Consider the following 21,266-nt stretch of genomic DNA (forward strand, 5'->3'; position numbering starts at 1 on the left):
TGACCTCCGCCCCGGGAATTCGAGGCTTACGCATACCGCGCGGGACAAATCGAAGAACTCCTGTATCGCAAGCTGGAGGACGTCACCTCATCAATAGACATACTGATAGCCCTCCACACCCGCGGGGCTCAGTGATTCGACCCATGAAGACCGTTGGCGCCCAGGCAAGAGATCTCAACCCGGAGCACGTCGTGTCCAAGGTGCCGTGCGCCCGCAAAACTGTCGGCAGGGGATAGGCTTACGGGCGTCCCGGGAGCTTGTTTGAAGTAGCAGGGTTCTTCCTTCAGTTATGTCCGCCGCTACTACAACGGACTTTACGGCGATCTGCTTATGACAAAGCCTGGGCCTTGATTGTTTCCTCTGGCCGCAGTTTGGCTGCGAGTCGCCCGGTTTCTTGCGTGGCTCCTTGGCATAGCCAGCGAACGTCGGAGTGGAGCCCGATGAAAGTGGCCCCCCAACTGATGAACAGCTCGGCATCGTCGGCGCCGTTCGCGAAAACACCTGCGGCCTTTCCAGCCTCGCGCGCCTGGGCCACAACCGAACGCATGGCTTCGACGACGTCCGGGTGTCGGATGTCGCCCAAATGGCCCAGGGAGGCGGCAAGGTCGGACGGCCCCAGGAACACGCAGTCGACACCTTCGACTGCACAGATGGCCGCAGCGTTGTCGACGCCCGACCGGGATTCTATCTGCACAATCGTGGCAACGTGTTCGTTGGCAGTCTTTACATACAGCGGGTCCAGTCCGTATCGGCCGGCCCTGACCAGTCCCGCCACCCCCCGCACCCCGCCGTTGCCGTTTTGTGGGTAGAGCATCGCCCGGACTGCCGCTGTGCCTCATCGGCGCTGTTGACATTAGGAAAAATCAGGGTCTGCGCACCGATGTCCATGGCACGCTTGGCCAAGACGGGATCATTCTCCGCGAGGCGCACGATCGCCCCGGCACGCGCGCCCCGAACCCGGGCAGCGTCAATCGCCCTTAGTTGTTCCACGGCACTGGCGGGATTGTTGGGGGCGCGCTCAAGGTCGACCACGAGCCAATCGAACCCGCAATGGGCCAGGGCTTCTGCGACCGCGGGCGATCCCAGCGTCAGCCAAGTTCCGGTCGTGGTGGCACCGGAGCGCAGCGCCTCCTTGACGGGGTTATCGTGCATGAGACCATCTTTCTAAGAGATCCGTTAATTCTGTCTGCCGCTCGACCCGGTCCAGGTTGCCCGCAGGTTCAAGCCTGCGCGGGATCATCCCAGGTGCCGGGGAACTTCGAACGGGTTGCTGTCCTTCAACTCCGGGGGCAAGAGATGGTCAGGGAACCCCTGCAGCGCCACCGGGCGCAGGAACCGCTGAATCGCTGCCGTGCCTACGGAGGTGGTTTGGACGGCGGTGCTCGCCGGGTAGGGCCCGCCGTGCTGCTGGGCATGCGTCACAGAGACCCCGGTGGGCCAGCTGTTCCAGAGGACGCGTCCCGCTTTACCTGCCAAAACACGGAGCAGCTGATGGACGTCGCATTGGTCGGTGGCCTGGACCGTCGCTGTGAGCTGACCGTCAAGCCTCCGGGCAACCATTAGGAGCTGGTTCATATCCTCGTACTCAACCACCAGCGAGAACGGCCCGAATCGCTCGGCCAGGAATAGGTCCGGATTCTCGAGGACTGCCGCGATGTCGGTGGCCAGGATGAGTGGCGTCGGGCCAGCGGACTCGCTGGGGATGTTCCCGCTCAGGACCCGGACTTTCCGGTGGTCTGCCAGCTCGGCAACTTCCCGGCTGTAACCAGCTTCTATTCGTTCAGTCAGGAGCCTCGTTGCGGACGGCAGTTCCGCGGTGCGCACATGCTCGATGATCTGGCTTCCCGCCGGAACAAAGAGGGTTCCCGGCTTGGTGCACAATTGGCCGGCGCTGCCGGTCACCGCGGCCAGGTATCCCTCAGCGAGGGCAGCCGGACGCTCTGCCGCCGCTCCGGGCGTAACAAAAACGGGGTTGTTGCTGCCCATCTCCGCGAAAAACGGAATCGGCACATCCCGCTGTTGGGCGATGTCGAACAGTGCCCGCCCGCCGGGGATTCCTCCGGTGAAGGCACCCGCCTGGATCCTGGGATCTTTCAGGGCCTGGATACCGGTTTCTGTTCCGTGGATCAAGGCCAGCACCCCCGCCGGCGCCCCCGACTCTTCCAGGGCATCGAGGAATATCGCGGCGGTGCGTGCCGAGAGCTCCGGATGCCCGTGGTGCGCCTTGACGATCACGGGGCAGCCGGCCGCCAGCGCTGAGGCGGTGTCGCCGCCACCGACCGAAAAGGCAAAGGGGAAGTTGCTTGCGGCGAAGACCAGCACCGGCCCCAGCGGGAGCAGCATCCGTCGAAGATCGGGGCGTGGTGCGCCCATCGGCCATTCGGGATCGGAGTGGTCGATGCGTGCGTCGACGAAGCGTCCGCCCCTAAGCTCCTCGGCGAAGAACCGCAGCTGGAAAACGGTACGCGTCAGTTCGCCCCGCAACCGCGCGAAGGGCAGGTGCGTCTCCGCTATAGCGAGCTGGATGAGCTCGTCTGCGTGCACCTCCATGGCTGCGGCCATCGCCTCAAGATGGCGGGCACGGCCAGCGGACGGCACTGCGGACCAACTCTCGAAGGCAGTTTCGGCCGCGATCAGGACCTCGTCCAGGCCCAGGGTTGCAATAGTTTGCGTAGTCATAGTGTGGGCTCTCTTGTTTGTATCCAGGACAGGCGACGAATACCCCGGCCCTAGTCGATCTCCTGGTTGCTCTTTTCCTTGGCGAACAGCACGGCCACCAGTGAAATGGCGCCGCAGATGATGATGAAAAGGCCCACCGGGAGATAACTGCCGCCGAAGGCTGCGAGGAGTGCGGTGGCGATCAGTGGAGCCGGCCCGCCCGCGATGGCTGCTCCAAGCTGGTAGCCCAGGGAAGCGCCTGTGTAGCGGATGTCCGGGGAGAAGCTCTCTGCGATCACCGTTCCGATCAGCGAGCCGTAAGTGGGCCAGATAACGGCAAACCCGATGAAGAGCGCGACTGCCAGGAACGGCAGAGACTTCTGGTTAAGCATCCAGAGGTACGGGAGAATGAACACCATCAAGGCCACGGTGCCCCCGAGGAAGACCTTTTTCCGGCCGATGCGGTCCGAGAGCGCGCCAAACTTGACCATCGAGTAGACGCCGATCACGGCGCAGACCAGCAGCACCGCAAGTACGGCTTCGCGCTTGTAGCCCAGGGTCATGGCGTAGGAGACGGTGAACGTCGCGAACATGAAGAACGTCGAGGTCTCAACGATCTTGGCGCCTGTTGCGATGAGGACTTCACGCCAATGATGCTTCAAGGTGTCGACGAGGGGAACCTGTTTCGTGGCGCCCGCGGCTTTCACCATCCGGAATGAAGGTGTCTCGTCCACCTTGTGGCGGATCCACAGGCCGACGGCCAACAGCACGACCGACAGAAGGAACGGTATCCGCCACCCGTAGGCCAGGAACGCTTCGTCAGAGAAGACCGCACCGGCGGCCAGGGTGATCATGTTGCCCAGCGCGAGTCCGAGCATTGCACCGGTCTGCGGGACTGCGCCATAGAACCCGCGGCGGTTCTTGGGAGAGTATTCCACAGCCAGAAGCAGGCCCCCTCCCCATTCACCGCCCAAGGCAAGGCCCTGCAGCAGGCGGAGCACAGTCAGAATGACGGGCGCGGCCACGCCGATAGTCCCATAGGTGGGCATCAAACCCATGGCCACAGTGGAGACACCCATCAGGGTCAGCGTGACCACCAGTGTCTTCTTTCGGCCGATCCGGTCTCCGACATGGCTGAACAGAATGCCGCCGATCGGACGGATCAGGAAGGCCAGGGCGAAGGACGCCAGGGCCAGGAGTTGGCTGACGGTCGGATCATTGGACGGGAAGAACAACGGACCGAAGACCAGCCCGGACATGGTGCCATAAAGGAAGTAGTCGTACCACTCGATGGTGCTGCCGACCGCGCTGCCCCAGAGGGCGCGTTTCCGATCCTTGTCGGAGACCACGATCTGTGGCGCTGCGACAGTTGCTGACATTTTTCTCTCCTTGGTGAAGACCTTCGACGTTGAAGGTATGGGTTAGTTGCTGCCCATCAGGACCACTGAACGACCGATGTTTCCGTTTGTCAGCGACTCGAATGCTTCGTTGATCTGGGTCAAGTTGAACTTCTCGCCGATGAGGGCGTCGAGCGGCAAACGGCCGGCCAGGTACATGTCCAGGATCTGGGGGATCTGGACGGACAGGTTGGAGGAGCCGTACAGGCTTCCCCGCACAGACTTTTCCTGCTGAACAATCTGGTTCAGGGGAACGCTGATCTCGGCCTGGGCGTTGGACAGGCCCACCACGAAAGCGGTGCCGCGGGGGCGAAGTGCCACGACTGCCTCGCGGATGGTTTCAGGCCGGCCAATGGCCTCGACAGCCCAGTGCGCGCCTCCGCCGGTGATCTCGTGCACGCGCGCCGTAAGGTCGTGCTCGCGCGTGTTGATCGTGTGGGTTGCGCCAAACTCGCGCGCCTTGGCAAGCTTTTCGTCGTCAATGTCGGCAACGATTACCGGGTAGGCGCCGACGGCTGCGGCGCCGATGACCGCCGATAGCCCCACCCCGCCGGCTCCGATGATCAGCACCGATTCCCCGGCTGGAGCGCCCATTCCGTTCAGCACCACCCCCATGCCCGTGATCACTGCACAGCCCATGATGGCTGCGACAGCCGCAGGAACCTCCTGCGGGATCTTGATTACGGACTCGCCGGATACGACGCATTCCTCCGCATAGCAGGACACACCCATCAAGTGATGGACGGGCTGTCCGTCCAGGGACAGCCGCGTCCCGCCGCGCAGCAACTCGTTATGGGTAGCGTGCACCGCGCTGAGGCGGCAGAGCGCAGGCGATCCGCTGGTGCAGTACTCGCACCTCCCGCAACTTGGCCGCCACGTCAGAATGACCTTGTCTCCCGGACGGACATGGGTGACGCCGGCTCCGACTTCCTGGACGATGCCCGCGCCCTCGTGGCCCAGCACGATAGGGGTCCGGCACGCCAGGTCTTGGACCATGTAGTGGTAGTCACTGTGGCAGATCCCCGCCGCATCAATGCGCACGCGGACCTCGCCTGGGCCGGGTGCCTCAAGATCGAGGTCGACTACTGCAAGCGGTGCGCCTGCCTGGTTCATGATTGCGGCCTTCACCCGTCACTCCTTGTTGCTTAGCTCTCACACCCCCATCTTTCGGATCACGGGGACTGGCATAAGCATCAGGCGCTGGCCGCCGTCGTCAAAATCATCCTCTCACTCAGTGAGACGGCTATAACTGGGCCCAATGAGGCGCTGCCGCCATTTGCCGGTTCAGTCCCAGTGTGGCCGCATGGACAGCGGGACCAACCAGCCTCATCTCCACCACCCCCACCGGAGCAGTGATGGAAATGGCGGCCACAGCCGTACCGTCCCCCCGCAGAATGGGGCTCGCCGCGCAAGCCAGGCCTGCATGTGACTCTTCCCGCTCGTAGGCAATACCCTCACGCCGGGCCAGGTCCAGTTCGGCGCGGAGCTCATGGGAGTCGGTAATGGTGCCGGGCCCGATCTTCTCCAACGGGCCATTCAGGACTTCCTCGACCAGATGGTCGGGAGAGTGGGCGAGCAGGGCCTTGCCGCCAGCGGTGGCATAGCACGGCACGCGCCCCCCAACCCTGGATGGGATGGTCAGATCCCGGTACTGGCCACGCAAAATCTCGATGTAAACCACATCATTACCTTCGAGGACGCCCAACTGAACGGTCAGGCCGGTGGCCCTCCGGAGGTCGAACATGGTTGCCAGTGCCAAGTGCCGAAGGTCCTTGGGCTGCTGCGCCATCTGTCCTAATTCAAAACACCGGATGCCAATCTGGTAACCGGACTGAACCCGGTCGATGAAATCGTGCTTGGCGAGTTCGGCGAGTATCCGGGCCGTGGTGGCCCGGGAAAGTCCCGCCCTGCGCGCGATTTCCCCTCCCGTCAGGATCGGTTCCTCAGGGCTGAATACGTCCAGGATCAGCGAAACCCGCTCAATCATGCTGGCAGGTGGTGCCGCTTTCGTTAAAGTCACACTGGAAAGTGTTGTCCCATTCAGTGGGACATGCAAAGTCTGGAGGAGCCCGCGTCCGGATGGCCGCCAATATCTCATGAGGGATTTGCAGGAATTATTAAAGGTGCACTAGCGAGCGTCCGAACGTAACGCGCCGACCGATCGGGTTGAGCCTGCCAGAGATGCATCGGGCTCTTAATGCTTATGCGGCTACGGGTGAGATAAAACGGCAAGTACGACGCGCGGTCCTCCTCGTTCGCGGAGGTCAGCAGCGCACGCGAAGGCCAGGCGTGTTCTTTTGCCCTCCCGTCTTCAGCTGGCAGGACCGGGCGCAGGACGGCTGCGGGCTTGAGTCCTGCGCTAGAAGGGGTGCAGCAGTCGGTCGATGAATTGCCGGGTGCGTTCCTCGCGCGGGTCGCGCAGCACGGTGTCAGGGTGGCCGCGTTCAACGACGACCCCGCCGTCCATGAAAATGACTTCGTTTGCGACTTCGCGTGCGAATGCCAGTTCATGGGTGACGACGACCATGGTCCAGCCCTCGTCGGCCAACTCCTTGATGACCGTCAGGACATCGCCTACCAGTTCCGGGTCGAGCGCGGAGGTCGGTTCGTCGAAGAGGAGAAGTTTGGGACGCAGGGCCAGTGCCCTGACGATGCCCACACGCTGCTGCTGGCCGCCGGAAAGCTCGAAGGGATAGCTGTTTTCCTTATCCGCGAGGCCGACCCGTGCGAGCAGTTCCCGGGCTTCAGAGACGACATCGGCTTTCGGCCGCTTCTGCACCTGGACGGGGCCTTCGATGACGTTCTGCAGGGCCGTCTTGTGTGGAAAGAGGTTGTAGTGCTGAAACACCATCGCGCTTCGGTCCCGCAAGGCCGCCAGATCTTTTCTGGAAGCCCCTGCCGAGAAGTCCACGGTTAGGTCGCCCGGGAACTCCACGACTCCACTGTCCGGTATTTCCAGACCGTCCAGGCACCGCAGGACGGTTGTTTTTCCTGAACCGGACGGGCCAATCAGCGTGACTACTTCTCCGCGGCGGACGTTTACGTCGATGGCCCGGAGCACTTCGTGGTCGCCGAATGACTTCCGGAGGCCGTGGGCGGCCAAGAGTGGAGTGCCGACCGTACCAGCTTCAGTGTGCGACATATCGGTCCAATCGTTTCTCGAGGATTGACTGGCCGCCGGAAAGGACGAGGCAGATGATCCAGTAAATAACCGCTGCTTCCAAGTAGAGGAGCATGAATTCCTGGCTGAAAGCAGCCACCTGCTGCGCCTGCCGGAACAGTTCGGTCACGAGGATCAGTGAGGCCAAGGAGGTGTCCTTCACCAGGCTGATAAAGGTGTTGGAGAGTGGTGGAACAGAGACCCTGGCTGCCTGGGGGAGGATGATGCGGGTCAGTGACTGGCGCCGTGACATGCCGATCGTATAGCCGGCCTCCCACTGGCCCTTGGGGACAGAGAGGATGGCTGCCCGAATAATCTCCGCGGCGTATCCGCCAACGTTCAGTGAGAAGGCGATGATCGCACTCGGCCACGGGCTGATAGTTAAGCCTACGGACGGGAGCCCGTAGAAGATGACAAACAGCTGAACCAAGAGCGGCGTGCCGCGGATGACCGAGATATAGCCGCGTGCGATTGCCGAGACGATCCGGTTGCGGCTGATCCGCATCAGCGCGACAAGCAGGGCCAGCACCAGTCCGAGGGCAAACGACGTGAGGGCGACGGGAATCGTGCCGGTTACAGCACCGCTCACTATGGGGCCCAAGGACTCCCAGACGAGGGGCCAATCGACCGTCATGATGTGTGGCAGGCGTCGAGAAGGAGCATGCTGCTACTTGGTGACGTCAGCATCGAAGTATTTCTGCGAGATCTTCTGAAGGGTCCCGTCGGCCTGAAGCTCGCCCAATGCCTTGTTGATCGCGTCTGTCAGGCTCGTTGCGCCCTTGCGGATGGCGAAGGCGCTGAGTGACTTGTCGGAGGTTTCTGCCGCGATCTTGATGCTTTGGTCGTGGTCGGTTTTTTGTTGGTCGAGGTAGGTCAGTTTGTCGTTGATGGTTGCATCGACCCGCCCCTGCTTTAGCAGGGTGATGGCCTGCGCCCACCCTTCCACTGCCTGCACGTTCGCCCCGCTCTGCTGCGCCAGCTTGTACCAGTTGCTGGTCAGGGACTGGGCCGTGGTCTTGCCCTTAAGGCTGTCGAAGGAGGTGATGCTGTTGTCGTCCGCCTTGGTGACAATGACCCCTGTGCTGACCGTGTAGGGGGTCGAGAATTCGTACTTGGCCTTGCGTTCGTCGGTGATTGAAACCTGGTTCGCAATAACGTCGAATCTCTTCGCTTCGAGGCCGGCGAAGATGGCATCGAACTGGGTTTCCTGGAAGTTGGGCTTGACGCCAAGCTTGTTGGCGACGGCACTGATGATCTCAACGTCATAGCCGGTAAGTTCCCCGTTGCCGCTGGCATGGAACGAAAACGGCTTGTAGGTTCCCTCGGTGCCAACTTTGAGTACGCCCGAAGTTTGGACGTCAGTCAGGGAGGTGTCCTGGCCGCCAGCAGGTGCCGAGCCGGCAGGACCTGTCGACGAAGACCCGCACCCTGCTAACGCCAGTCCTGCCGCTGCAATGAGACCGATAAGGGAAAGTCGGCTGCGTTTCATAGTGGTCCTTCGTCGTCGGGGTGGCCCCGCCCGGTCTAGAGCCTGACGGTGATCTCACTTGCGACGATACCAAGCCCGGAGGCCCACGACGCGAAAAAGAGCTGGCATCTGGATCCGGGGCTGCTAAGCCCCAAAGCCGCTGGGGATTCCCGTGCCTTCAGTCCCGCTCGTGAACGTCCAGGACCGGAGGCAAAGGGGTCGGATTGGTGGGTTGGAGGACAGCCCGGAGGAGGCCCGGGAACTGTGCTTCGAGGTCTTCCGTACGCAATGAATTGAGGATGGACGTCCCCTTGTAGTTCTGGCGAATCAAACCTGCTTCGCGCAGGACTTTGAAGTGATGCGTTGATGTGGACTTGGTAACCGGCAGATTGAAGGCGCTGCAAGCATGTGCGCCGGGGTCTGCGGCGAGGTGGGCGACTATCTGCCGCCGTATTGGATCCGCCAGGGCGGACAATATGGCGTCCAACTGCAGCTCGCCCGTCTCGGGATGGGCAAGTGATCGCACGGTAAACCTCCTGCTGCTGGCTGGGTGGAGTCTCTACTTATTGTACGATACATGTAGTACTACGAAGGTTGTCGTACTACCTAGTACGCAGTTGGCTTTCAGGCCGATGCAATCTCCGTGCCCAACCCCCATGACCTCAACACGCGCTCCAGACCCGCTCGCCGGTGTCGGAAGTGTATTCACGATTAAGGACATTTGATGGACTCCACACCGCTTTGGAACCCGCTGCAGCTCGGCTCGACCCAGCTGTCAAACCGTGTGGCATTGGCCCCGATGACGCGTATCAGCGCGACGGAAGAGGGGCTGGTTACCGGGAAAATGATCTCTTATTACGAGGCATTTGCCCGCGGCGGGTTTGCCTTGTTGATCACGGAGGGCATCTACCCTGACGCCTCCTACAGCCAGGGCTACCTCTACCAGCCAGGCCTCGCGACGGAGGAACAAGCCAGGTCCTGGACTGGAGTCGTTGACGCCGTCCACGCAGCCGGCTCCAAAATATTCGCCCAGCTGATGCACGCCGGGGGCCAGGCGCAGGGAAACCGCTTCAAGGACGGAAGCGTCGCCCCGTCCGCCGTAGCTCCAAGGGGAGAGCAGTTGGACTTTTACCGCGGTGAGGGCCCGTACCGCGTTCCAGCCGAAATCAGCCGTGAACAGATGGATGAAGTTCGTCAGGGCTTTGTGGATGCCGCACTGCGCGCCAAGGAAGCAGGATTCGACGGCGTGGAAATCCACGGCGCCAACGGATACTTGCTGGACCAGTTCCTCACCGATTACCTGAACCTGCGAACGGACGAATACGGCGGTTCGGCAGAAAACCGGGTCCGTTTCCCCGCCGACATCGCAAAGGCCGTCCGCGAAGCCGTGGGACCGGACCTGACCGTGGGTATTCGCGTCTCCCAATCCAAGGTCAGCGACCACGACCACCGCTGGACCGGAGGGGCTGGGGAGGCCGAAGTAATCTTCTCAGCTCTGGCCGCCAGTGGCGTCGACTTCATCCACACCACGGAATACCGGGCCTACGCGCCGGCGTTCGGTGACCAGGGGCCATCGTTGGCCGCCCTGGCCAAACGGCACTCAGGCCTGCCAGTCATAGCCAACGGTCAACTGGATGACCCCGAAACGGCCCTTTCAATGCTCACCGATGGCACCGCCGACGTCGTAGCCCTGGGTAAGGCCGCGCTCGGGAACCGGAACTGGCCCGAACGGGTCAGGAACGGCCAGGCACTCGACGAACTGGACCCGAGCCTGTTCGCCCCCGTGGCCGACGTTAAAGACTGGGAACTTGAACTGCTCCCCTAAGCGGCCGATCGTGACCACGAACCACTCGCCCTGCCTGACGCCACCTCGCCCTTCCGAGCAACGCGCAGCCGGGCAGGGCGAGGGGTCCAACGATTGGGAAAAGCCGATGCCAATGCGGCACCCCCGCGGCGAGGAGTGCGGCGGTGCTTAGGCGTCGAGGTGCAGCTTAAGTGGGCCCACGCAGATGTAAGTGCCGGCGAATCGGTTGTGCACCCAGGCGGGGGGTACGGAGAGCGTAGGGGGGGTCCATCAATGGATCCGGACGGAGCTGAACGGTCCGTCCACCGCTGGAGAGGCAGTCGTGCGTATTGGCCTGATTTCAAGCCCATGGTTTGCTGTGCCACCCACGGCCTACGGGGGTATCGAGCGGGTGGTCAACTCGCTCGCCCGGGGTTTCGCTGATGCTGGCGAAGAGGTTGTGTTGGCGGCGCCGTCGGACAGTACTTGCCCGGTGCCGCTGGCGCCGGGGATGCGGGCTGCGGACTCACGGGAGTTGGGCATGAGGGGTTCGGAGATGAACCATGCCATCAGGGCTTATGACGCGATGGGGCAGGTGGATGTGATTCACGACCATACCTTGACCGGACCGCTGTACGCCCATCGTCCGCGTGTTGTGCCGGTAGTCACCACTATCCACGGAAGGCTGCTGCCCGAGGTGGCGGAGATTTATCGGGCAATGAGCAGGGATACAAGCATCCTGGGCATCTCCTATGACCAGGTCCATCAGGCCCCGGATGTTCCGGTTGCCCGGGTCATTCATCATGGCATGGACCTCGCTGATGTTCCCGTGGGCTCAGGCCGGGGTGGGTATGCATGTTTTGTGGGGCGGATGTGTCCGGATAAAGGCGCGCTCGAAGCGGTTGAAATAGCCCATGCGGCAGGAATTCCGCTGCGGCTGGCGGCCAAGGTGCAGGAAGCGCCGGAGCTTGAATACTTCCACGACGTGGTTGAACCGGTGTTGGGCCCTGATGATGAGTTTGTCGGAGAGATCGGGGAGCCCGACAAGTATTACCTGATGGGAGAATCCCTTGCCTTGCTCAATCCCATCCAGTGGCCGGAACCGTTCGGCTTGGTGATGATTGAGGCCCTTGCTACCGGCACTCCCGTCATAACCACTCGTGCCGGAGCGGCGCCGGAAATTGTCGACGATGGCGTTACAGGCTACTTGGCGTCGGTTGAAGATCTGCCGGGGCTTCTGCTCATGGCTGGTGAGCTGGACCGGGCAGAGTGCAGGAAGATCGCCAGCCAACGGTTCAGCGCCGGAAGGATGGTCGCTGACCATTTGGATTTCTACCGGGAACTCCTCAACCGGTAGGCGCCGCTGGCTGCATGGACAGGACCAGCGGTGTTCCCGACGACGAGGGCCAGCTCCTGGCAAAGCTGACCGGCAGGCGCGGGTCCACAACAAACAGAGCCCGCACTTGGCCCGGCATGGGCCTGCCCTTGTTGCAGGCGCTCTTCCGGGTGTGAAGACACCCCGCCGATGGGGATGGGCGTGGCTGCATGTAGAGGTTACGGGCGCCGGCTTTGGACATCGCCTGGAGGAGTTTCTGCCAGCCAGCTGATTCAAGGCAGCTCTTCAACAGCAGTGGCCAGAGCTTCATTCGGGTTTGTCGCCACGTCAAAGGACATAGGGGGTGCATAGCCCCGTTCCAGAAGAGTGCTGCCGGCACGCTACCTTCTAATGAACCCTGCAGGCGACGCGGCGAAGCAGCTATCGGTCGCCGGATGTGATTTCCCTGGCCGACGAAGCGAGCAGGACAACAATGGTCTGCAGTTCCTTGCGAAGTCTGTCCCCATCCACCGGCGCATGCGTCAATATCGTGCGGTCCACTTCATGGGCCTCTATGATCGCCCGGGCGCCGAGGTCGGTAATGGACACGACATGGCTTCTGCCATCAGAGGGGCTGGGCTGGCGGCGGATGTGACCCCGGGCCTCCAGACGCGACAAAGTCTTACCCATCGTCGGGTTCCGCACCCGGACCCGTTGGGCAATCATCGCCTGGCTCATCGGCTCCTCGGTTGCGGAAAGGACATCAAGGACTATCACCCCGGCGTGGGTGAGGCCGACCCCGGCCAGCTTCTGGTTCCAGGAATGTTCGACCAGCCTGGCCGCCGTTGATAAAAGCCGGCCGGTTGGCCACGAATCCATGCTCAACGAGCTCGTGGACGCTGCAGTCATAGGAAACCTCCGCGGTACGACTAATTATAAGTGTACTTATAATTTGCTTTGTAGTGGTCGTCGCGTACACGGCGGAAGGATAGCCCATGGGCAAACCGAATCTTCGGGGCAAGGCCCGCTCTTGGTGGAATCCGGTGACGTCCCTCCAATCGAGCTATGGATGCTCTACCGGGGCTGGACGGCGATGCCGATTACGCGAAGCTGGAGGCCCTCCTTTAGGGGTACCTCTCCTACAGGGAGTCGAAGCCGACTCCTCGAACTGGCCGTGGAGCGGCCCCTTGATTTCTAGTCGTTCCGTCTCGGCCTGCGCAGCGGTGTGCGGATAAACGCCCAACCCGAACTCGGACTGATCGTTACGGCCGGAAGTAGCTGCCCGAAGTTTTGCGGAATCTCAAGCGAGCCGGGAAGGGGGTTCGATGGAACGCTTTGCGTTGTCATCCATCACCTTCACCTCCGCCCTGCAGGGGGTCCTGTTAACACCATTCTGGTGTTGTGTCTGCCCGTACTAAAGCGTTTACTCGCGGGCGTCGGGGTAGTCGTCTTCGGCGTCGCCTGCTGGTCCCAGATGCCCTTCGATCAGGTCTCCTTCGTCGGCGTCCACTTCCGAGGCGGTGATCCCGTCGTAGCCGGTGCTGGCAGGCTGGACGGCTTCGCGCTGTTCGATGTAGTCCGCTTGCGGAACGTCAGCCGGCAGCTGACCTGCTGCGGGCCACTCCTGGGTCTCTTCAGGCAGCGCCGGTGTCCGCTGCTCGAGGGCGTCGGAGTCCGGGACCTCCGGGCTCGTTTCCTCAGGGCCGATACTCATCATTTGCCTCCTGATCTACTGAATGGATGTGGTGCTGTCGGGGTCTTGGTCCCCGATTGACGGAGTTGCAGCTAGGGTCCGGGGCAGGACCACCCCTGCAGCAGACCCTCAGTATCCGCTCGATGGCGTCAAATATTGAAGGGATCGGCGAACGGTGAGCATGTGTATCAGTAACGCCTTTTCCGGCTGCCCGGGGTGATCCGCGGCGTGACGTCTTAGGGAGGCGCGGATATCAGCTTCGTCTGCGACCGGGCTCCTAAGGATATCGTCAATGATCTCCCTTGCCTGGAGTTGTATAGGCAGGACGCCGGAGAGGTCCTCATAGACAGTAAAGGGAATTTCCTGGTTTCCGTACATCGGTTCCCACCTTCGCTCACCCTAGCGGCAGCCGCTCCCCAAAGGAGCTGCACGTGCGCTCCAGCCCTACCGAAAACAGTATTACTAAGTGTACTTAGTAATACTGTTGGGATAAAGGGGTCATCCGTGCCGTTGGCTTCTCGAAAGCCGGCAATTAAGGGACTATCTGCAGTCGCGGGGTTCCACTTTGTTGGGAAGGTTATGTGAGCACTGTTTTTTCTTGGAACCCGGACGTAGTGTAAGCGGACTCACTCGACTTTGGGATTCGGGTTCAGCGGTAATTGGTGAGGATGGGCTGACGGAGATGACGCTCAAAGAGGAGTGGGACCGACTTGATTCAGGGACACGCCGTTGGCTTCTCGACAATCCAGCATGCGCTCTCGTGCCGATTACGATCACTGCACGGATCCAGGATAATTCCGATAGAGAGATCGAAGTCGATAAGCACGGTCAGATGATCCTCTCGCGAGAAGATCTCGACTTCATCCGCGAGAAAGGTAGCGGCGTGGCAGCCCGCATCAATGACGACCTGCCGTTCTTCCGTCAAAACGACGGTTTCTGAAGGGGCTTTTTCGCCCTGGGGCGAGACGCCCGTGAAGCTTTAGTTCTTCGGGTTGATCGGAATGAGTCACTCGGTCAGCCAGGCAACCGCCTCGTCCACTGACGTGAAGAACCGCGTCTGACACGAATGGGTATGCCGTGAGGCATAAAAGACGGCTATGACTTCGTCTACCGGATTGGCGCAAACGAGGGCCATCCGCTCGAGCGGCCACGGGGCCGCAAAAACCTCTGTGGCGGCGCGATCGATCCAGGCCATGCTGGCCATCTCCACCAGCATTGGGAGGGCACGCCCTGAACTGAGCTCAGCAGCGCGGCTCTTCAGCCAGGTGGCTTCGACTTCTGTGACCACCGCTCCGGGCGTCCATCGCACGTGCAGGTAACCGTGACCCGAAAGATTAATGGCCACGATGTCACTGTCTTGCCTATTCAGTTCCACGACAACTCCTCAACACCCGTCCGCAAGCCTGCCTTGCTGAAGTCAGCAATCCAGAAATCCCAGTCATAGGTTCCCGGGTCCCTTTTCATATCACTATTAAGCCTGCAGGCAGTCATCCGCGCCCCGGCATACCCTGGGCCCTGTGCGCGTGCAGGCCGAATTCAAGGCGCCCTTCCGGGTTTCCAGGTCTCGTAAGACCCACAGGAATAGCTGTCCTTGAGTGCAACCCGAGCGCGAGGGTAAAAAACGAGTGTTTCCGTCGGTCTCATAGGCAGGTGGAGAGAAGCGGGGCATTATTTATGGGAAGACCTGAACGAGGCGGGCCGGTCCTGTCAGCTGCCCAGCCTCGAACTTGTCTCAGCAGCGGACATTATCCCAACTTTTCGGGTGCCGGCTGAGGGGTGGGGCTTGGGGTTTAGTGTTCGAAATAGGTATGCGGGATAACGTCGGTAATTCCGCCGACAACTGCCCTGGCTACTTCGTGAAGTTTTTGATTCCGGGTGCTGGAGGCTTTTTTCAGGACAGTGAAGGCCTGTTCATCGCTGCACCGGTTTTCGGCCATGATGATCCCTTGGGCCATGTTGATGACGGTCCGGTGGGTCATGGCAGCGTCGAGGTCGGAAGCTTTGAGTTCCGCCTCGGCTATACGCAGACCCATCCGCAGTGCCCGCGCTGCCATATCGGCGAACTGTTGACCGTCCCTAATTGTCTCCTCTGTGAAAATTCCCGGCCGGACGGCGAACAGGTTTATCGCTGCTGAGGCGGATGGGCCCAGATCCAGTGGGATGGCAAGGGCGCTGTCGAAGCTTGAGGCTGACAGCTCCTGGGCGAACGCTGACCAGCTGATCTCGGCCGGGCTGTTCACCACTGCAGGTTTCCCGGTCCGGATTGCGGCAAGACCCGGACCGCCCACTCGCTGGCCTTCACTCCCGAGCATAACGGCCTCATCATCACTGCCGCCCGCCGTCGCCGGACGCCTGCGCCGATGAAGCGTCACGGCACACTCAACCCTGACACCGGCCCTGTTGGTCATCGACGCAGCAGTCAAGTCTGTCACGCCATTAAGCAAGCCCCTGAGGTCTTCCATTTGGGCCACCAAGTCGCACAAACGCTGATAGTCAACCGCCGTGCCGGTGTCCATGTGGCCAAACTTATGCCGATGCCCCACGTTTCACAATGCCTTCCGGGGCCATCCCTGAATACAGGGCCTGGACCTCCGATGGCGAAGGTCCCGGCGCGAGGACCCCGCGGGCGGAACTTGGGACTTGTCTGCTTAGTTCGCCGACTGCGCAAAACGACCGTTTCTGAGACGTGGTCTTAGGCCCGATGGGGGAGTGGCCGGCAGTCGCAGTCTGCAGCTGCTTTGTGACGGATCCGGAGGGGTCAATAACGACACTTTCCCACCTGCATCCAGCAAGCTTTCGAAGATGCTGTAGATTACGCCGGATCTGTGGCAAGCCGCCCCAATAAGCGTGTGACATTCGGCGGTAAAGGGCGACTTTTCGCGGCGCTAGTCATCGCGTGGCGCATGCAATTCGGAATGGCGGGGGCTAACCGCCTGTGCCTGCGAGGGTGCTGTAGATTCCGATGGCTCCGGCGGCGGTCATGATGGTCGCGCTGCTCCATCCGATCGCGGAGACGAGTCTGCCGTTGGTGTAGCGGCCCATGATTTTCCGGTCTCCGGAGATGAGCATGGTCACGATCAGGAAGGGTGCGGCAGCGATTCCATTGACCACGGCACTGAAGACCAGCAGGCCGATCGGGTTGTCGATGAATGTGGCGATCATGATCCCGCCAACTACGCCGACGCCTAGGAGGACGTAGAAGAAGCGCGCCGTGCGGGGGTTTCGGTCAAAGCCCCACCTGGTTCCCATCAGCCCGGCCAATCCCACCGATGCGGACCCCGCAAGGACAGGGATGCCAAGAAAACCAGAGCCGATGAACCCGATGGAGAAGAGCATTTTTGCGGCCGGTCCTGCAACCGGTTCGAGGGCCTTGGCAGCATCGGCCGCAGTCTTGATCACGGTCCCGTTCTTGCCGAGCGTAGCGGCGGTCGCTGCCATGATCGCGAACATCACCAGCACGGAGAAGAACATGCCGATAAACACGTCGGCACGGGCATGTCGAAGTTTCCGGCCCGCGGCGTCTCCCTCCCGGTCCGGTAATGCCACCGCACGCTTGCCGCCCAGGTCCTCCGCGCGCATTTCCTCAACCCTGTGGGCCGACTGCCAAAAGAACAGGTACGGCGAGATTGTCGTGCCGAGAACCGCGACGATCATACCCAGGTAGTCCCAGTCCCACCGGAACTGCAGCCCGAGCAAACCAGCAGATACGTCCTTCCAGTCGACATTGGCCACGAAGAGTACGCCGACATAGGCCAGCAGCACCAGGCACAGCCATTTGAACACTTTTGCAATCACGCTGAAAGAACCCGTCATCAGGGTCGCGATGATGGCTATGCCGGCGACAGCGCCCCACACATGGTTCGGACCGGCGCCCAACAATTCCATGCCCTGACCGATCGCCATCAGGTCCGCGGCGATGTTCAGCGTATTGGCCACCAGTAAGGCCACCATCAGGATCCCAATAATGATTCTGGGTTTACGGGAGAATTTTCGACGGACCAACGAGCCGAGGCTTTCCCCTGTCGCCAGAGCGGTACGGTCGCAGACCTCCTGCACTGAAATCATCATCGGCAGTGTCAACGGTGCCGCCCACAACATCCCGTTGCCGAAACTCGCACCGGCCTGGGCGTACGTCGCGATTCCTGATGGATCATCATCCGCAGCCCCGGTAATCAGCCCGGGCCCCAGTAAACCCATGAAACGTCGCAGCCGCCCGTCGGCCGCATCGCCCTTTCCCGGTCCGCGCCCCCGGCCGCGCTTCCCGGCAGCTGCTTTTTGGCCCGTGCCGACTGTCTCCGAATCCGTCATTCGCCTTCCTCCGGTTTCCGCCCGCCGCCGTTCGGCCGCCGTTCGCGGGTTCGACGGTCATTCCCGTTCATCAGCGAGAGGCACGGGCCTGTCGTCGAGAGGCACGAACTCGTTAAGGCCAGTTGCTGTGGGGTGGGTCCGGGCGCGACTTTCTTAGTGATAGTGCCGGTGGCAAAAGTGTCCCGGCTGCCCCTGAATCCTGAGCCGTCGACTAGAGTCGCCGCCCAGTAAAAGCAGGCAGCTCTGGATGGCAGCGCCCGTTTGGGCTCCTGCCGCGGTGACTACTGAGCGTTAGTCACCGCGGCAGGAATTGCGTCACACGTTGGTGCTGTTACTCCCGAGCCTTCGCCGTCCATGCAGATCCGTTATCAGGTTGTGTGCGTTCCTTTCGCAAGGTCTTGTAGGCCGCTGCGAGCCCTACCGCTGCCATCACCCAGGGGCCGGCCACGATGATGGGGTCCATCCATTGGTGGTTTACATCCGTGCGTTTTTGCCCAAACCGTGAGCTGAAACCACCCCGGCCGAACTCAGCGGCCACGCCGGTTTCGGAGATGGGGTTGTCGGGATGGAGGGTGCCAAAGGATTTCACGTGGTGTTCCCAGGCGTCTACCCGGTCTGCTGCGAGCAGCAGCAGCCAGTGCGCGGCCCGGCCCTCGCTGTACTTGTAGGCGTGTCTCCGGATGGCGCCGGAGGCCCCTGCAGGAGGAGTGGAGGTACCGAAAACCGGCGGCAGGAACGCGTGCTCGACAGACCGTTCCCGGGGCCACTTCTCGGGTTGGCGTTCGGGGAAGTCCCAGTGCGCTCCGGTTTCGATCCCGGGTTGCTCCCGGGGATAGGAGGGCCGGTCGGCCGGGTCGAGGTCGGCTCCCCATCCCGGGATCTGTGCCCGCAGGTCTTCGGCGGACCTCATCGGAGTGCGTTTGTTGGCGATATACGGTGTGGCTATTTCAGTCATGATGCGCTTCCCTTCAGGACTGGCCCGCGACAACGAGCGGCTTGATGATGTTGTCCAATTTGGCGGAGAACATGTGATAGCCCTCGGCGATGTGCTCCAGCGGGATCCGGTGGGTGACGAGGTCGCTGGGTTTCAGGTACCCATTTTGGATGTGCTCGAAGAGGCGCGGCCACTGCCGTTTGACCGGGCATTGGTTCATCCGCAGCGTTAGGCCCTTGTTCATGGCGTCGCCGAACTTCACGGCACTGAAGATGGGCCCGTACGCGCCCACCACAGATACCGTGCCGCCCTTGCGTACCGAGTCAATGGCCCAGTTCAGGGCGACGGGGGAGCCGCCTTGGAGCTTGAGTTTGGAGGCCGTGACGTGCTGGAGGAAGTTTCCGTCCGCCTCGGCCCCCACGGCATCAATAACGACGTCGGCGCCCAGGTAGTCGGTCTCCTTCTTCAGGTGCACCACGATGTCGTCGTACTCGGCAAAGTTGAACGTCTCGGCGTGCGCGAAACTGCGCGCTTTTTCCAACCGGTACTCCAGGTGGTCAATCACGATCACCCGTCCGGCCCCCATCAGCCAGGAGGACTTGGCCGCGAAAAGCCCAACCGGCCCAGCCCCGAACACCACCACGGTATCGCCTTCGGCAATGTCCCCGAGTTGGGCGCCGAAGTAGCCCGTGGGACAGGCGTCGGTGAGCAGTACTGCGTCCTCTTCGTCCATCCAGTCCGGGATCCTGCTTGGCCCCACGTCCGCAAAGGGGACGCGCACGAATTCCGCCTGGCCGCCGTCGTACCCGCCGCAGGTGTGGGAGTAGCCGTAGATGCCGCCCACCGCGGTCGCATTGGGGTTGACGTTGTGGCAGTCCGAATACAGGCCGCGGGTGCAGAAGTAGCAGGAGCCGCAGTAGACGTTGAACGGCACCATCACCCGGTCGCCTACCGTCAGGTTCTGCACGGAGGAGCCCACCTGGTGAACGGTGCCCACGAACTCGTGCCCGAACGTCATCCCCACACGCGTATCCGGCATCATGCCGTGATATAGGTGCAGGTCCGACCCGCAAATGGCGCCCTTGCTGACTTTTACGATCGCGTCGTTGGGGTGCTCGATTTTTGGTATGTCTTTTTCTTCGACCCGGATCTTGTACGGGCCTCGGTACACCATTGCGCGCATGCTCATGCTCCGGCCGGGTGAAGGACGACTTTTGTCCAGCCGTCTTCGCGGCTGTCGAAGTTCTTGTAGCCCTCGGGGGCCTGGTCCAGCGGCAGCTCGTGGCTGACGATGAAGGACGGGCTGGCCTTTCCGCCGGCGATGAGGTCACGCAGGGCCCGGTTGTATTTTTTGACCGGGCACTGGCCTGAGCCCATGGTTTGTCCTTTGAACCAGTAGTTTCCATAGTCGAAGGCAATCTGGCCCTGCTGCTCAAGTTTGTCGGGGCCTCCCGGGTCCTGGGGCAGGAAAACTCCCACCACGCCCAGGCCGCCGACGAACCGCACGGAGTCCACAAGCCGGTTCAATGTCATATTGGGATGTTCAGTTCCGCCCGGATCGTGCGCTTGGTAGCCAACGCATTCACAGCCCCGGTCTGCACCGAAGCCCATGGTTTGGTCCTTGACGAACTCGACCGGGTCTACTTCGGAATCATTAACAGGAATGGCGCCGATCTCCTCCGCGAGCTTGAGCCGGTCGCTGTGGCGGTCCACCACCATGACCTTGCCGGCGCCCTTGATGATGGCCGAGTAGGCAGCCATCAACCCGACCGGACCGGCGCCGTAAATCACCACAGAGTCGCCCGGGTATACACCGGCCATCTCTGTGGCGTGCCAGCCCGTGGGGAAGATGTCAGCGAGCATGACATAGTCGAGTTCCTTCTCCGCCGCGTCCTCGCCCAGGCGCAGGCAGTTGAAGTCACCGTACGGCACGCGCAGGTACTCAGCCTGTCCGCCCTGGTATGGGCCCATGTCCGCGAAACCGTAGGCGGCGCCGGCGAGCTTCGGTTCCGGCTGCATTGTCAGGCAGTAGTTCGTGAAGCCGCGTTCGCAGTTTTTACAAAATCCGCAAGCGATATTGAATGGCAGGACCACCCGTTCGCCCACTTTTACCTTGCTGACCGCAGGGCCGACCTCCACCACCTCGCCCAGGTTTTCGTGCCCGAAGGATCGGCCCGGTTCAAAACTGGTGCGCCCTTCGTACATGTGCAGGTCGGAGCCGCAAATGTTCGCTGAGGTGATGCGCACCAGCACGTCGGCGGGGTGCTCAATTTTGGCGTCGGGGATCTCCTCGACACTGACGTCGTTGGGTCCTTTGTAAACTACAGCCTTCATTGTTCGCTCTTTTCCAAAGTCCGCCCGGGGCAGCACAAATGCACTCCAGGGCGCGCGGCACCCAGGTACGTGTTCGTACATCACGGGGGAGCGGGATAGGAAAGGACCTCTGAGTCCGCCCATACGGGCGGGAGGCCCAGGATTCAAGGTGGCTCACTGCACTGGAAATCCTGGCGGGCAAGCCACTTCGCGAAATAGTAAATACCGGACCTCAAT

21 protein-coding genes and 1 pseudogene are annotated in these 21,266 nt (G+C 61.7%); 4 read left to right on the forward strand and 18 right to left on the reverse strand.

Annotated elements, in window-relative coordinates; translation table 11 throughout:
• Positions 1-328: 328 nt before the first annotated feature.
• From LFT44_RS22135 to LFT44_RS08915, 9 genes and pseudogenes are all read right to left on the reverse strand, one after another.
• Positions 329-1,152: pseudogene (locus LFT44_RS22135) on the reverse strand (HpcH/HpaI aldolase family protein).
• Between the two features lie 84 nt (positions 1,153-1,236).
• Entirely contained in the window at positions 1,237-2,679 is a 1,443-nt protein-coding gene (locus LFT44_RS08880) for an aldehyde dehydrogenase (NADP(+)) (RefSeq protein WP_236802322.1), read from the reverse strand.
• Positions 2,680-2,729: 50 nt separating this feature from the next.
• Complete coding sequence (locus tag LFT44_RS08885; RefSeq protein ID WP_236802323.1) at positions 2,730-4,037, reverse strand: MFS transporter; 1,308 nt, start codon at positions 4,035-4,037, stop codon at positions 2,730-2,732.
• Between the two features lie 42 nt (positions 4,038-4,079).
• On the reverse strand, positions 4,080-5,183 hold the full coding sequence (locus LFT44_RS08890) for a zinc-binding dehydrogenase (RefSeq protein WP_236802325.1): 1,104 nt from the start codon (positions 5,181-5,183) through the stop codon (positions 4,080-4,082).
• A gap of 115 nt (positions 5,184-5,298) precedes the next feature.
• Positions 5,299-6,075, reverse strand: coding sequence for an IclR family transcriptional regulator (locus tag LFT44_RS08895; RefSeq protein ID WP_236802327.1), 777 nt, complete (start codon positions 6,073-6,075; stop codon positions 5,299-5,301).
• Between the two features lie 339 nt (positions 6,076-6,414).
• Positions 6,415-7,197, reverse strand: a complete 783-nt coding sequence (locus LFT44_RS08900; RefSeq protein WP_236802329.1) for an amino acid ABC transporter ATP-binding protein — start codon at positions 7,195-7,197, stop codon at positions 6,415-6,417.
• Entirely contained in the window at positions 7,184-7,849 is a 666-nt protein-coding gene (locus LFT44_RS08905; RefSeq protein WP_236802330.1) for an amino acid ABC transporter permease, read from the reverse strand. The genes LFT44_RS08900 and LFT44_RS08905 overlap by 14 nt, the downstream gene beginning before the upstream one ends.
• A 33-nt stretch (positions 7,850-7,882) precedes the next feature.
• The gene (locus LFT44_RS08910) at positions 7,883-8,704 is read right to left on the reverse strand and encodes an amino acid ABC transporter substrate-binding protein (RefSeq protein WP_236802332.1); all 822 of its coding nucleotides are present in this window, start codon (positions 8,702-8,704) and stop codon (positions 7,883-7,885) included.
• A gap of 157 nt (positions 8,705-8,861) precedes the next feature.
• A complete protein-coding gene (locus LFT44_RS08915; protein ID WP_236802334.1) occupies positions 8,862-9,209 on the reverse strand; it encodes an ArsR/SmtB family transcription factor in 348 nt (115 codons plus the stop codon).
• A gap of 198 nt (positions 9,210-9,407) precedes the next feature.
• Here LFT44_RS08915 and LFT44_RS08920 point away from each other — a divergent pair, with 198 nt between their 5' ends.
• The 3 genes from LFT44_RS08920 to LFT44_RS08930 all read left to right on the forward strand — a co-directional run bounded on the left by LFT44_RS08920 (position 9,408) and on the right by LFT44_RS08930 (position 11,978).
• Positions 9,408-10,508 (forward strand): NADH:flavin oxidoreductase, encoded by a 1,101-nt coding sequence (locus LFT44_RS08920; protein WP_236802335.1) that lies wholly within the window; start codon positions 9,408-9,410, stop codon positions 10,506-10,508.
• Between the two features lie 370 nt (positions 10,509-10,878).
• Positions 10,879-11,823, forward strand: coding sequence for a glycosyltransferase (locus LFT44_RS08925; protein WP_442863782.1), 945 nt, complete (start codon positions 10,879-10,881; stop codon positions 11,821-11,823).
• A gap of 14 nt (positions 11,824-11,837) precedes the next feature.
• The gene (locus LFT44_RS08930; RefSeq protein WP_236802339.1) at positions 11,838-11,978 is read left to right on the forward strand and encodes a hypothetical protein; all 141 of its coding nucleotides are present in this window, start codon (positions 11,838-11,840) and stop codon (positions 11,976-11,978) included.
• 244 nt (positions 11,979-12,222) lie between these two features.
• On the opposite strand, the gene LFT44_RS08935 is transcribed toward LFT44_RS08930, so the two are convergent.
• The 3 genes from LFT44_RS08935 to LFT44_RS08945 form a co-directional block, all read right to left on the reverse strand.
• Entirely contained in the window at positions 12,223-12,690 is a 468-nt protein-coding gene (locus tag LFT44_RS08935; protein ID WP_236802341.1) for a MarR family winged helix-turn-helix transcriptional regulator, read from the reverse strand.
• A 514-nt stretch (positions 12,691-13,204) separates the two neighbouring features.
• Positions 13,205-13,498, reverse strand: coding sequence for a hypothetical protein (locus LFT44_RS08940; protein ID WP_236802343.1), 294 nt, complete (start codon positions 13,496-13,498; stop codon positions 13,205-13,207).
• Positions 13,499-13,603: 105 nt separating this feature from the next.
• Positions 13,604-13,852, reverse strand: a complete 249-nt coding sequence (locus LFT44_RS08945; protein WP_236802345.1) for a hypothetical protein — start codon at positions 13,850-13,852, stop codon at positions 13,604-13,606.
• Between the two features lie 304 nt (positions 13,853-14,156).
• On the opposite strand from LFT44_RS08945, the gene LFT44_RS08950 reads away from it, so the two are divergent.
• Positions 14,157-14,414: a hypothetical protein gene (locus tag LFT44_RS08950; RefSeq protein ID WP_236802347.1), complete on the forward strand. Its 258-nt coding sequence runs from the start codon at positions 14,157-14,159 to the stop codon at positions 14,412-14,414.
• 66 nt (positions 14,415-14,480) lie between these two features.
• Here the strand turns inward: LFT44_RS08950 and LFT44_RS08955 are convergent, their stop codons facing one another.
• The 6 genes from LFT44_RS08955 to LFT44_RS08980 form a co-directional block, all read right to left on the reverse strand.
• Positions 14,481-14,819 carry a DUF7793 family protein gene (locus LFT44_RS08955; RefSeq protein WP_236802348.1) on the reverse strand — a complete coding sequence of 113 codons (339 nt, stop codon included), beginning with the start codon at positions 14,817-14,819 and terminating at the stop codon, positions 14,481-14,483.
• A 445-nt stretch (positions 14,820-15,264) separates the two neighbouring features.
• Entirely contained in the window at positions 15,265-15,990 is a 726-nt protein-coding gene (locus tag LFT44_RS08960) for a GAF and ANTAR domain-containing protein (RefSeq protein ID WP_236802349.1), read from the reverse strand.
• A 409-nt stretch (positions 15,991-16,399) separates the two neighbouring features.
• Positions 16,400-17,782, reverse strand: a complete 1,383-nt coding sequence (locus LFT44_RS08965) for an Nramp family divalent metal transporter (protein ID WP_236802351.1) — start codon at positions 17,780-17,782, stop codon at positions 16,400-16,402.
• A 331-nt stretch (positions 17,783-18,113) separates the two neighbouring features.
• Positions 18,114-18,737, reverse strand: a complete 624-nt coding sequence (locus tag LFT44_RS08970; protein WP_236802352.1) for a hypothetical protein — start codon at positions 18,735-18,737, stop codon at positions 18,114-18,116.
• A 13-nt stretch (positions 18,738-18,750) separates the two neighbouring features.
• Positions 18,751-19,899 carry a zinc-dependent alcohol dehydrogenase gene (locus tag LFT44_RS08975; RefSeq protein WP_236802842.1) on the reverse strand — a complete coding sequence of 383 codons (1,149 nt, stop codon included), beginning with the start codon at positions 19,897-19,899 and terminating at the stop codon, positions 18,751-18,753.
• A gap of 2 nt (positions 19,900-19,901) precedes the next feature.
• On the reverse strand, positions 19,902-21,050 hold the full coding sequence (locus tag LFT44_RS08980) for a glutathione-independent formaldehyde dehydrogenase (RefSeq protein ID WP_236802356.1): 1,149 nt from the start codon (positions 21,048-21,050) through the stop codon (positions 19,902-19,904).
• Positions 21,051-21,266: the final 216 nt, after the last annotated feature.

The sequence above is a fragment of the Arthrobacter sp. FW306-05-C genome, assembly GCF_021801725.1.
In the GTDB taxonomy this organism is placed as follows: Bacteria; Actinomycetota; Actinomycetes; order Actinomycetales; family Micrococcaceae; genus Arthrobacter.